Here is a 12,753-nt window from a genome sequence, read left to right as displayed (position 1 = left end):
TGAGTTGAGTTAAGCCGTGATTAGTAACCTATTGCAGCACCCGCTGGACGACGCGCGTCATTCGCGCCATAGAGAAAGCCTGGGCGAATTTTGCCAGATACAGCTGAGTCATTGCCTGAACTTTTAATCGTGTTTGTTGGCAGTGGTAAACCAACCATTATCAGTTCGGTGGCTCCCCATGGCGTTTGTTGCACCATGTTATATCCCATTTTTTTGAGCTGCTTTAACGTGTCAGGGGATAATCCTCGCGTTTCATAGTAAACCTTGTCAGGTAACCATTGATGGTGAATGCGAGGCGCATTGACGGCTTCTTGCGGGCCCATTCCAAAATCAATGATATTGACAACGGTTTCCAAGGTAATGGTGATAATACGTGAGCCTCCTGGCGAGCCGACGACTAAGTAAATGTGCCCATCTTTAGTGACAATAGTCGGTGACATCGAAGAGAGTGGCCGTTTGCCTGGCGCTATCGCATTGACTTTACCTTGCACTAGGCCATACATATTTTTTTCACCGATTTTACTGGTAAAATCATCCATCTCATCATTGAGGAAAAAACCAGCGTGAGGGGCCATTACGCCCGCGCCAAACCGGCCATTGATCGTGTAAGTCGTTGAAACTGCATTTCCTTGTTGGTCGACGATGGAAAAGTGAGTGGTTTCAGGTTTTTCATGGGGCCACACGCCAGGATGTAGGGTGCTTGAATCGCCTGCTTTATCAGCGCTAATTTGTTGGCGTATATCGCTGGCGTATTTATCACTTAGTAACTTGCTTAATGGCATTTTGACAAAGTCAGGATCGCCGAGCAATGTATTACGGTCGACATAAGCATGACGCATTGCTTCGACCATATAATGGACAGCTTCTGCTGAGCCGTACCCCATTGATTTGAGATCATATCCAGAGAGAATATTTAATATTTCACACATGGTGACGCCGCCTGAACTTGGTGGCGGTGCTGAAATGAACTGATATCCTCGATATTGGCAATGAATTGGTTGGCGTTCTTTGGCTTGATAATTGGCAAAGTCTGCCGCGCTGATGATCCCGCCACCTTGTTGCGATGCGTGTGCAACCGCTTTTGGAATGGCCCCTTGGTAGAATGCTTTTGGTCCATGTTTAGCGATGGATTCTAAAGTACGTGCGAGATTTTTTTGTATTAGACGATCGCCCGGTTGCAGCGCCGAGCCATCAGGGCGCAAGAAAATTTTTGCGGCTTGTGGGTCGTGGTGAAAAGTAGCTAATTTTAAATCCAGAATATCGGTGTCGGCCCGTGTCAATATAAACCCATCACGAGCCAGAGCAATCGCGGGTGCCATGATCTGGGCGCGCGTCAATTTACCGCTTCCGTATTTTTTAAGCGCCATTTCTAGGCCTCTGACGGTACCGGGGACACCAACGGCTAGATAGCCGTGTAAACTTGCACCTTTTATCAAGTTACCTTGGGCATCTTGATACATCGTCGCACTAGCTTTAGCCGGTGCTTTTTCACGAAAATCAATGAAGGTATTTTTACCATCGGCTAAATGAATGGTCATAAACCCTCCACCGCCAATATTACCACAGCATGGGTTCACTACGGCTTGTGCATAACCAACCGCAACTGCAGCATCAATGGCATTTCCCCCCATTTTTAAAATTTTTATGCCCGCTTTAGAAGCGAGCCTTTGTGAGGTAACAACCATTCCATGTTGTGCTTCTACGGCGGGAAGATAAGCCGCATAAGTCGTTGGGATGATCAACCCTAGCAAGATGGCGAACAGTAATGTGAAACGCCTTATTATCATGTTATTCATACATATCCCTATTGATTGATGTGTGTAGTGCGCTAATCTTTGCTAGCGACTCTTTAAGAGATTATCAAGAACAGTTCTATGCGTCTGCTAAATATTGATCGTGTTGGGTAAGCCATTCCTGGTTGTTACAATAGGGAATTTTTGACAATGCGGGTAACTTTGAGTGTGTTACGCTCTTTGTTTCGCATAAGAAATAAACGTATCATCTAAGTAACGTTTGTAATAAATTTTAAAGCGTTGAATAATATTGGTTCTATGGCTATAACACATTAATGGCTACAATTTTTCTATTTATAATCAGGACTTGATAATGATTACCCTAGGGGAATACATCGTTGCAAAGCAACATCAGTTTCCAGAAGCATCTGGTGAGTTAACTCAGCTGCTTGGTTCTATTCGACTTGCTGCGAAAGTAGTTAACCGTGAAATTAATAAAGCAGGCTTAGTTGATATCATTGGTGCAACGGGTTTGGAAAATGTTCAGGGAGAGCAACAGCAGAAACTCGATCTTTATGCGAATGAAAAATTTAAAGCAGCTTTGGAAGCCCGTGGTGAAGTGTGTGGTGTCGCATCTGAAGAAGAAGAAGATATTATTATCTTTAATGGCGAAAGACAGAGTCGAAGTAAATATGTCGTGTTGATGGATCCACTAGATGGGTCCTCCAATATCGATGTCAATGTGACCGTTGGGACGATCTTTTCTATCTATCGACGCTTGAGCCCAATCGGTTCACAAGTCACTATGGAAGATTTCTTACAACCTGGTTATAAGCAAGTCGCAGCTGGTTATGTGGTTTATGGGTCATCGACGATGTTAGTGTACACCACTGGGCACGGTGTTCACGGCTTTACCTGTGATCCGTCATTGGGGGTCTTTTATCTTTCACATGAAAATATGATGATTCCGCAACAGGGTCGTATTTATTCAATTAATGAAGGGAATTATATCAAGTTCCCCAATGGTATAAAAAAATATATCAAGTACTGTCAAGAGCGTGATGAAAAAACTAATCGTCCTTATACATCTCGCTATATTGGTTCATTAGTGGCTGATTTTCATCGGAACATGATTAAAGGTGGGGTTTATCTGTATCCATCATTTGCAAGTGCTCCTAATGGTAAATTGCGGTTATTGTACGAGTGTAACCCAATGGCTTTCTTGGCAGAGCAAGCCGGAGGAAAAGCAACCGATGGATTTCGCCGTATCTTAGATATTGAGCCATCAGAGCTGCATCAACGTTCACCGTTTATTTGTGGTAGCAGTGAAATGGTCGATCATGTCGGTGAATTTATGTGTGAATATTCACCTGAGGATGATCCTGCGCTTCGATAAGCATCGGCCAATGGTCAGGGACTAACATCATCTGTTGTCCTTGACCATAAACCATCACCACTGAGTTAATATGTTCAGGTAACGGCTGATAGGCTAGCTCTTGCGGCGTCAACCAATTATTTTTTGTAACCTGCAAATAGCGACCTCTTATAATCCCTTGTAACTGTGAGTCTCTTAGCCAAACACCATCAGTACACCTAAGACCTGCGGTAAATAATCGTCCCTGCATCAGCATCCGTTGAACAAACTGATAATGTGGAAATTGTAACCGGAGCTTCTGAATGGTTGGATGAAACCCTATTGGTAGTTGGTGCGTTAACATCCAAGCCAATTTTTTTGAAAACTGATCGGTTGGATTTGGCCCAAACCAACCTTGCCAGCCACTCTGATAGAACTGCATATAAAACTTAACCGCGAGTTCGAGATGAATTATTTGCTGTTTCTGGTGGTCGGCAATCAGTAAGTCAATGGCTCCTTGCGTTTTTTTTCCTTCTTGAATGGGGTAGTTACTTGCAATGAGCTGCCAATTTGGGTGACTGTCTACAATCGCGAGCCATAAGTGTTCATACCATATTCCCAAGCGACCGTTATATTCCGGTAAGTGATGAGGATAATCAGGAAGAACCGCATTGATCTCTTTTAGATCGTCGGCGGTGAGCATATTCGGCAATTGTGCAAGTGGGGGAGAACTGAGGCAATAACGGTAAACGTTGATCCGGTGTTCGTGTTCAGGAGTTAGCATGTCGTTTGAACCGCAGTGATGATTCGTCACTCTAGCGCTTGCGTGGGCGTAGATGAACTTTTAACATGCTTTTCATCATACACTAATTGGAGATGGAAAATGGATCCATTTCGTTTACAGAACATTCTGAATGAGCAGCTTAAATCCTTTGCTATCAAAGATTATTGTCCAAATGGATTACAAGTCCAAGGACGTTCATCCATCAGGAAAATTGTCACAGGTGTGACGGCCAACCAAGCGCTCATTGAGCAAGCTATTGAACTCAATGCGGATGCTTTATTGGTTCATCATGGCTATTTTTGGAAAGGTGAGTCACCGGTTTTAACGCATATGAAAGGCAAAAGGATCGCATTACTAATGGCGCATCAGATCAATTTACTCGCCTATCATTTGCCACTCGATATTCACCCCGAGCTTGGTAATAACGTTCAGTTGGCTAAACGCTTAGGGATTACTCTGCGGCGCGGTTTAGAGCCATGGGACAAGCAAAGTGTAGCGATGGTTGGTGAATTAGATATACCGTTAAGTGGTGAGCAATTAGCAGCTCGAATCGGGCAAGTATTGAAGCGCGAGCCCCTTCATATTCAGGGACATCAACGGCTAATTAAAAAAGTTGGCATTTGCACGGGGGGTGGGCAAAGTTTTTTAACACTCGCCGCTGAGCAAGGTTTAGACGCATTTATTAGTGGTGAAATATCAGAGCAGACGACGCATGTTGCTCGAGAAATGGGTATTGATTATTTTGCCAGTGGTCATCATGCGAGTGAACGTTATGGGGTAACCGCACTCGGTGAGTGGCTGGCAGAGCACTATAATTTTGAGGTAACGTTCGTTGATATTGACAACCCTGCGTAGACGCAATGATTAGTCAGCGTCACAGGGTTCGGCCATGAACGTTAACCCCAATTCTTGAGTATATTGAAGCATGGCACAATACCCACCCAACAGGCCAATATCAACTTGCTGATGTTCATAACGAGTCTGCCATCTTTTTAACAGAGCGGAATCAGCAACTAATTCTTGCCATACTGATAAGGGAACGAAGATTTGTGATATTCCAACTTGCTCACGAGTATTGAGCAGTTGCCTGACTGAACGAGGGACCCAGCAGATGCGGATCCCTTGGAGCAATAACTCAATGGCGGCTGCAATTTGTTCATCTTTGGGGGTCGGTCCGTCAAAAACGATCAGCAATTGATGGCTCTCTAGTTGGTACAGCGTTTGTATATAAGCTGCAGCTTTCACCAGATCGTGCTGTTGACTTTTATTACACAAGATTTGCCAATTAACATAATAATGTGGCTGAGACGCAAAGCTTCGGGGTGGCCAATGAAAGGTTCCATAGGGTTTCGTTTGGCCCACTTGATAGACAAGTCCTGCATGGTGATCATCATAAATGGTTCGGTGATTTAACCAGCGTAGGTAGCGGCGATAATAACGTACGATGATGGTATGCAGAACATTATCAAGTTGCCCATGTTCTAGCACGGCCATTACATTCAGTTTTAGCTGTTTGGCTAAATGCTGGCAGCTGTGAAGCAATACGGCTTGTTGATCACTAATGAGAACCAGTGGTATCTGAGGGTAGAAGTGGGCAAGTTGCAGCATTTCTTGGCGAAGATTTGTATTGTTTACTGAACAATCAAGTAATGCAATTAGAGGTTTTTGTTCTTTAATTAGCTGCTGAATTGTGATTAGAATTTCTACTGAAAAAATATTATTGACTGATTGCCGATATGTTTCTGAGATGGCTATATTCCCAGTTACCAGCCAGTTATTATAGTCACTCTGTAACCGTTCATGCCAATCTTGTATTTCACTGAGGAGTATTCTTTTATTTTGGCAGAAGAAAAAATCAGGAAAATTGTCTAAAATTTCAGGCATTGAACCTAAAATAAATAACTTAATTTGTTCAAGATGTTCTAATAAAGGCAAAAGTAGATGAATATTTTCAGCAGTTAATAGCTCATCGGCAAGAATAATCGCATCGATATCGGTATCGTTCAGTAGATAGGTCATCAACTCGCCGATTTGCTGGCAGTAGAGAAGTTGGACCCCATCAATGGGTGTGTCGATCAAAACGCCTGCACTAATAATGCGAGACAGACTCGTGACACCGGATGTCTGTACCGGTGCCAGTAGTAGGGCTAACTCTTCATCATCTAGTAAGTGATGCGCTATATTACTCATTCATAGTCTATAATAATTCCTGTTATTACTTTTTTAACACGTTTGACTGAATCTTCAACTGTTTTTGCTCGACCAAGTGCAACACCTAATCGCCGGCGACCCGCTATTTCAGGTTTGCCAAATAGCCGAATTTGCGTGTCATGGATGGCTAGCGCATTTTCAATACCATGATAACTCAACTGATTTGAATAACCATTGCCGAGAATTACCGCTGATGCGCTTGGACCATATAGCTCAATATGGCCAATAGGTAGGCCTAATATCGCGCGAACATGTAGGGCAAATTCTGACAAGTTTTGTGAGATCATAGTGACCATTCCAGTATCATGTGGTCGAGGTGAAATTTCACTAAAGTAGACATTATCGCCTTTAATAAATAGTTCCACACCGAATAATCCATATCCACCGAGTTCTTCAACGATAGTTTGAGCAATCGTTTGGCTACGTCCAAGTGCAACAGGAGACATCTGTTGTGGCTGCCATGATTCGCGATAGTCACCATCTTCCTGGCGGTGCCCAATAGGAGCACAGAAATGAATACCATCTACGGCACGGATGGTTAATAATGTGATTTCATAGTCAAATTCAACAAACCCTTCAACAATCACGCGACCCGCTCCGGCACGGCCACCTGATTGAGCATAATTCCATGCCGAGGCTATATCGTGATGCGCGCGAATGACCGATTGCCCTTTCCCCGATGAACTCATGACTGGTTTGACAACGCAAGGATAGCCAATCGCCAAAACGGCTTGTTCAAATTGCGTTTGCGTTTGCGCAAACTGATAAGGCGACGTCGGTAATTGACAGGTTTCTGCAGCCAGACGCCGTATCCCTTCACGGTCCATGGTTAGTTGAGCGGCTCGCGCAGTTGGGACAACATTAAATCCTTGTTGCTCAAGTTCAATTAGTTTAGCGGTCGCTATCGCTTCAATTTCAGGAACAATAAAGTCAGGTTGCTCATCATGCACAATCTTTGCTATTGCATCGCCATCAAGCATATCGACTACATAGTGGCGCTGGGCAACATGCATTGCAGGAGCATTTGGGTAACGATCAACAGCGATCACTTCGACGCCGAAGCGTTGAAATTCAATGGCGACCTCTTTACCCAATTCACCTGAACCAAGTAAAAGTGCTTTGGTAGCATTCATTGTAAGGGGGGAACCTAACTTCATTTATGAAACTCTCCTAAATATTGGGGGGATGCTTTGCCTTGCTTTCATTCTTTTGGCTAGCATTGCTATCTAAAAACTTAACCAGAAAACGACAGGCAGCATTATAAGGTGGGAAGAAAGCGGATGCTAGGAAATGGTCAGCATTGACCATTTAGCAATTTATCGCAGGCATGCTCAAACTGAAGGAAATGTTCTAGAATGGTGCGATGAGTTGCTTTAGTCGCCAATCGCTTTAGCCATGACTTGTGCGCTGCGTTGTAAAGTGAGCGTTAAGCGTTGGAACATCCCCTGGATCATCGCTAACTGTGATGATTCACCGAGTATTGCTGATAATTCATTGAGCAGTGCTTCATTAGCTGTTGCCAACTGTGTTGAATAACGGCCTTTGGTGGCAAGTAGAAAGGATTCGGCAAGTGCTTGCTGCCAATGTTCTAATGTTTGCAGAGGGGCTTGTGCATAGCTTTGACACAGCGATTGAAGGCGAATGGAAATGTGACCTAGATTCAATCCAGTTAAAGCAAGATCGGTTACCGCTCGCGTTTTTGACCGTTGATCGTAATTGGTTAAACGAATTAAGCGATCGGCCATTCGACGATTAAACCAGGCCTCGGGGCGCTCTTGTTTATTCATTTGCAACAGATCTTGATACGTCGACTGAAATAACCGTTTTACCATGAACTGAGCGCTGGGTCCGGAAATCATTTGAAAGACCCAATATAACATGCCGATTGCAACAAGGATCCCCAGTGCAGAGCTGAGAGTGTAATCCGTTGCAAATGCCTTTGTCATGGTCGTACTGACATGAACTAAAATAGTAAACGAAATTAAAAACCCCAGACCATAAGGAAGCGTGGGGCGATTAGCCAATGCAAGCCCGCCAACAAAATAAGGGCCGGATAAGATCAATAAAAGTTCGCCAAGCTGACCACTACTCTGCGCCAATAAGCCAGCAACATAGAATATAGCCACAGGGATAGAGATGACTACGCCGACTAGCATTCGTTTTAGTACTATGCTGTTGAGCATCAAAGGTAAACGGGCCAGCATGATTGAAAAAATAACCGGCAAAATCATGATCATGAGCGCCGCATAAGCGCCAGTTTGTATCCATATAAACGTGCCGATCATAAATACTAGCGCAGTTCGCCCCCCAGTAATTAAGCCAATAATAGGATCGCGATACGGCTTCATACTCGAAGCATGCAGCAGTGTGGTGTCTCGATTCTCTAGGGCGAGAAAAGCTTTTAGTAGAATGGTTAGATCAGATGTCATTTCAAGAGCTACCCGCAATAACCGAGTTTCTAATGGCGTGTCACACCAATGGGTGGTGCGATAGGTGGCTAGATTATGTCGAAATGTCTTAGTTAATTGGTAACTTTGCTTTAAATCGGTTGAGCTAGCAATTTGTTCAAAGTTTTGACGCATTGCTTCGAGCACATGAGCTAACCCTGGGGTGATTAACTCAGCATTGCGCCGTTGCAATCGCCCAAAAATTTGGATAGATGAGAGCAATGAAAGTATTTTATGGCAAATTTGATTGGCTGCACGCGCACGGCCGGGACCCTCAGGGCCTTCATAATTTACTGCGCTGCAATTATCACTCACTTCGGTTAGCATTTGCAGGATCCCATCAATTTGCTGGTGGCGATCTTCATGGGACCCTGTTGGATCAAGTTCGGTAGCAAGGTAAGCGAGCGTTTTGTGGATGGCACCGTTGGCATGTGTTTTCAATAATTCTTTGACTTTCACTGGCCAAAATAAATTACTGACAACCGCCGCACAAATAGCGCCAATAATAATCTCACTAACTCGCGCCTGCGCGACGTTAAAAACTGTCTGACTATCAGCTTGAGCGGGGACAACCATCACTAGTAGTACAATGAGTTCAGCAGTTACGCCTGCCATGGCAAATGCGTAAATCAAATTAACTCGTCGCACCATGGCGGATAAAGCGGAGTTGAGTCCAAGCCAAACAGTCAGCGTCCCTAATGCTAAATAAGGGTATGGCATAAACGCATCCAAGATGAAAATTCCGACAATCCCTCCAACTACTGTCCCACAGATTTGACAGAGTGATTTTTCAAGTACTAAGCCGCTCTCTGGTCGAATTTGTAAAAAGACTGCCGAGATGACAGCCCAATAAGGTCTGTCAAGTTGCAGCGCAATAGCAATGGTCAGGGCGAGAGACATCGAGATAACCCCTTTTAATGCAAATTGCACTGAGCGCCTATCCGGCATCAGAATATAACTTAGAACAGTACCCAAATAACCTCCTATTTAGTATTCGTTAACTGAATGGATACAGTCATACCAGCACTAAGGTGGATCCCTGCGGGGATACTGGTTAGTTGAATGTCAACAGGAATTCGCTGTGCTAAGCGAACCCAGTTAAAAGTCTGTTGAACTTGTGGCAAAAGTTCATTATTGCCGTTGGTATTGGTGTTGGCGATCGCGCGACCAATACTGGTAACTTTGCCCAGAAGTGGTTTACCACCACTCATCAGCGTAATTTTGGCTTGTTGCCCTAAATGAACCAGAGGGAGCTTCGTTTCTTCAAAATAACCAGTTACATAAAAGGAATGTTGTTTCACGATCGCCAATACAGACTTACCGCGACTAACATAGTTGCCTTGCTGTAAATTGAGATTAACTACCTCTCCAGCCTCTGGCGCTCGGATTTGCGTACGTTCTAAATCAAGCTGGGCGGTAGCCAGATTTGCTTTTGCCAGATCGTAGTTTGCTTTGGCCAGTTTTGTATTGATGCGCGAGGTTTCTAAATCTTCTGCACTGATTGCTTGTTTATCCGTTAAATCGAGTCGGCGTTGATATTTATGCTTGGCAAGATCCCAAGCATAAAGTTGATACTCAGTGCTGGCTTTATTTTGTGCTACAGCCGCGAGATAACGCTTATCATCGACTTTAAACAACAATTGATTCTGCTTAACTTTTTGATCATTGGTAATATGCAGTTGCGTAACCCATCCTGACACGTCTGGTGCAACGGTGATGATCTGCGCCCGAATGCGACCGTCGCGGGTCCAAGGCGAATATAAATAATCTCTCCATACCCAACGTCCAGCAAAGATTGCAATGACTACAAATACAATGGTTACTGAAATACGTAAAAATTTCGTCATGAATAAGTAACTCCACCCAATAGATAAACCGTTATTGCTAAATAACAAACAAATGAAGCGACCTCGAACCAGGCAACCTTCCAAATATACTGATGAATATGCAGCTTATGTAAAATAAGACGCGTGATAGCGGACAATACAAAAGCTATAGGGATAAAAATGACGAGTGGACTAAACAGGAGCCCGCCCAAGGTTATATTCTGAAACATAGTGATTGCTCGTCTATTTTATATGTCTAGCCAAGTACGCGGTTAAGGATAGGTCTTTGTGACGGGCTAGCTAAAAAAAGGGTGGTCACACCCCATTAGTCATTAGTGTATCATACATATTTATGAGATCTATCCTTCAATTTTTGATTTAGACATGAAAATAACAAAATGAACCTACAGCTTATATTGCTACAGGCTGTAGGTGGAGTGAAAATATTCTTAATAACTTATTATATTTCAATAAATTAGTTAAATTTTTGTATTTTTATTTGTGGATGAAGCGCACAAAAGGTATTGAGCTCATCTTGAAAACTTATCGATGCTTGATTGCAAGCAATATCGATTGATTCAACTTGCGCTAGTTGATAGCCATTTAAATGTAACTGCGAAAGCAAAAGCGTTAATGGCGATGCAGATGGGTTAAACGCCGCGTTTTCAACATACCAACTACTCGCTAGGGGGGTTTCAGCGCGTTTAGCCAGCAATCCGATTTGACAATGACTGTACGGCGCATAACTATGTTTTGAGAGCGATTGCACATCCGTTGTCTCTGGGTAACTGATTAAGGGAACGCTTATACCTAAATCATTAGGCCCAAATGAGTGTGGCAGTAGTTGTTCAAATTGAAAATGCTGTCCAGAAAAGGACACATCTAAATTGTTATATTCGGGGAGTTCACGAATAAATTGACGGCAATGACCACAGGGGGCGGCATTGACAACCAAATGTCTTAGCGGGGCAGCTGCGTGATTTAATGCGTTGAACAACGCAGCTTGTTCTGCATGCAAGGTCAATGACAATGGAACTTGCGTCTGCTCATAGTTAGCGCCCATAAACAGTTGACCGTGTTGATCGATAGCGATGGCGCCAACATTAAAGTGAGAGATTGGCGTAACAGCATAAGAGGCTGCAATGGGTAACAACTGCTCAGCTAGTTCGACAATACTGAGTTGACAAGATTGGGTGAGCTGTTTGATCTGTGCACCATCGAGTCGGCTTGTTCGCTGCGGGCCTACCTGTTGATGCCATGCTTGCTTCACAGCCTCTGATAAAGCCAATTGATCGATGTTTAAATTATCATTCATCACATATCACTTTAAGAAATCCAATGGATAAACCATTGAAGCATAGGAGCACATAAAGAAGTAGTGATCGCACTCAAAATCAGAGCAATTGAACTAAATGCTGCAATTTTAGGATTAATTTCGGTTGCCTTAGCTGTTCCCAATGCATGACTTGCACAGCCAAGCGCCATCCCCATTGCCGCTTCTGAGCGAATCCGCAGCAATTTAAACAAACTGAATCCACCGACTGAACCTAATAATCCGGCGATGATGACTAAGGTTGCTGTTAACCCAGGTTTTCCAGCAAGATTTCTCGAAACTTCCATTGCTATCGGTGTAGTGACTGCGCGCGGTGCAATTGTGGCTAACATTTGAGCATCTCCTCCTAGGTAATGCAGAACACTCATACTTACAATGAATCCGACCAGGGCGCCAACAATCACAGCCGTAATAATCGGTAAGAATTGCCGACGGACTTCATTTAAGGAGGTAAATAAAGGATATGCTAAGGCGACAATGCCGGGATCAAGTAAAAATGTCAGTGGTTTAGTCCCTTTATTATAAGTGGGATAATCAATACCACAGAGAAGTAAGATAGCAATAATCACGACCAAACTGACCAAAAATGGCGCCAATAGCGGGTTCGGATAACGTTTGTATAAACGTACAGATAAATAGTAGATCACCAAGGTCATCGGTAAAAATAGCCAGCTCATTTTTTTTCCATCCATTGAAACAAATAAGTAATGGTGACCACCATCGCTAACCATGCACAAATCAGTGAAACGATCAGTTGCCAGCCAAAAAGTCGAATATCAGTGAGATCTTGAATGACGGAGACGCCAGGGGGAATAAAAAACAGCGCGATCACTGATAGGAGTTTTTCTGCACCAAATTCAACCCAACGAGCAGGAATGATGCGTAGCGATAATAAAACAAATAAAATGAGCAGGCCGATAATACTGGAAGGAAATTTAATCGGGAGTAATAGCGAGACGAATTCACCCATCATCAAACAAGCATAGATGATAACGAAATCTCGGCATAAGCGAATGGGCCACATAGGAACGGCAAAGTGTTTAACTAAATGAAAGAGATTCATAT

General features: G+C 43.6%; 12 protein-coding genes. 2 read left to right on the top strand and 10 right to left on the bottom strand.

What is annotated here, in order from left to right; all coding sequences use genetic code 11:
- Nucleotides 1-20: 20 nt before the first annotated feature.
- On the bottom strand, nucleotides 21-1,787 hold the full coding sequence (gene ggt, locus ABUE30_RS03275) for a gamma-glutamyltransferase (RefSeq protein WP_408622530.1): 1,767 nt from the start codon (nucleotides 1,785-1,787) through the stop codon (nucleotides 21-23).
- A gap of 319 nt (nucleotides 1,788-2,106) precedes the next feature.
- On the opposite strand from ggt, the gene fbp reads away from it, so the two are divergent.
- A complete protein-coding gene (gene fbp / locus ABUE30_RS03270) occupies nucleotides 2,107-3,129 on the top strand; it encodes a class 1 fructose-bisphosphatase (RefSeq protein ID WP_408622232.1) in 1,023 nt (340 codons plus the stop codon).
- On the opposite strand, the gene ABUE30_RS03265 is transcribed toward fbp, so the two are convergent.
- On the bottom strand, nucleotides 3,086-3,871 hold the full coding sequence (locus ABUE30_RS03265) for a DUF1853 family protein (protein WP_408622231.1): 786 nt from the start codon (nucleotides 3,869-3,871) through the stop codon (nucleotides 3,086-3,088). The genes fbp and ABUE30_RS03265 overlap by 44 nt on opposite strands.
- Before the next feature lie 99 nt (nucleotides 3,872-3,970).
- Here ABUE30_RS03265 and ABUE30_RS03260 point away from each other — a divergent pair, with 99 nt between their 5' ends.
- Nucleotides 3,971-4,726, top strand: a complete 756-nt coding sequence (locus ABUE30_RS03260) for a Nif3-like dinuclear metal center hexameric protein (protein WP_408622230.1) — start codon at nucleotides 3,971-3,973, stop codon at nucleotides 4,724-4,726.
- A gap of 9 nt (nucleotides 4,727-4,735) precedes the next feature.
- Here the strand turns inward: ABUE30_RS03260 and ABUE30_RS03255 are convergent, their stop codons facing one another.
- From ABUE30_RS03255 to ABUE30_RS03220, 8 genes are all read right to left on the bottom strand, one after another.
- The gene (locus ABUE30_RS03255; RefSeq protein WP_408622229.1) at nucleotides 4,736-6,061 is read right to left on the bottom strand and encodes a hypothetical protein; all 1,326 of its coding nucleotides are present in this window, start codon (nucleotides 6,059-6,061) and stop codon (nucleotides 4,736-4,738) included.
- Entirely contained in the window at nucleotides 6,058-7,239 is a 1,182-nt protein-coding gene (gene purT / locus ABUE30_RS03250) for a formate-dependent phosphoribosylglycinamide formyltransferase (protein WP_408622228.1), read from the bottom strand. Before purT ends, ABUE30_RS03255 begins: the two co-directional genes overlap by 4 nt.
- 216 nt (nucleotides 7,240-7,455) lie before the next feature.
- The gene (locus ABUE30_RS03245) at nucleotides 7,456-9,504 is read right to left on the bottom strand and encodes an FUSC family protein (protein WP_408622227.1); all 2,049 of its coding nucleotides are present in this window, start codon (nucleotides 9,502-9,504) and stop codon (nucleotides 7,456-7,458) included.
- 8 nt (nucleotides 9,505-9,512) lie between these two features.
- On the bottom strand, nucleotides 9,513-10,376 hold the full coding sequence (locus tag ABUE30_RS03240) for an efflux RND transporter periplasmic adaptor subunit (RefSeq protein ID WP_408622226.1): 864 nt from the start codon (nucleotides 10,374-10,376) through the stop codon (nucleotides 9,513-9,515).
- Nucleotides 10,373-10,585 carry a DUF1656 domain-containing protein gene (locus tag ABUE30_RS03235; protein ID WP_408622225.1) on the bottom strand — a complete coding sequence of 71 codons (213 nt, stop codon included), beginning with the start codon at nucleotides 10,583-10,585 and terminating at the stop codon, nucleotides 10,373-10,375. The genes ABUE30_RS03240 and ABUE30_RS03235 overlap by 4 nt, the downstream gene beginning before the upstream one ends.
- Before the next feature lie 245 nt (nucleotides 10,586-10,830).
- On the bottom strand, nucleotides 10,831-11,670 hold the full coding sequence (gene cdd / locus ABUE30_RS03230) for a cytidine deaminase (RefSeq protein WP_408622224.1): 840 nt from the start codon (nucleotides 11,668-11,670) through the stop codon (nucleotides 10,831-10,833).
- An 11-nt stretch (nucleotides 11,671-11,681) separates the two neighbouring features.
- Nucleotides 11,682-12,365, bottom strand: a complete 684-nt coding sequence (locus ABUE30_RS03225) for an LrgB family protein (RefSeq protein ID WP_408622223.1) — start codon at nucleotides 12,363-12,365, stop codon at nucleotides 11,682-11,684.
- Nucleotides 12,362-12,751 carry a CidA/LrgA family protein gene (locus ABUE30_RS03220; protein ID WP_408622222.1) on the bottom strand — a complete coding sequence of 130 codons (390 nt, stop codon included), beginning with the start codon at nucleotides 12,749-12,751 and terminating at the stop codon, nucleotides 12,362-12,364. Before ABUE30_RS03220 ends, ABUE30_RS03225 begins: the two co-directional genes overlap by 4 nt.
- Between the last annotated feature and the right edge of the window lie 2 nt (nucleotides 12,752-12,753).

Origin of the sequence: Celerinatantimonas yamalensis, from assembly GCF_046054155.1 — a bacterium.
GTDB lineage: Bacteria > Pseudomonadota > Gammaproteobacteria > Enterobacterales > Celerinatantimonadaceae > Celerinatantimonas > Celerinatantimonas yamalensis.
This window is presented reverse-complemented; position numbering and strand designations above follow the sequence as displayed.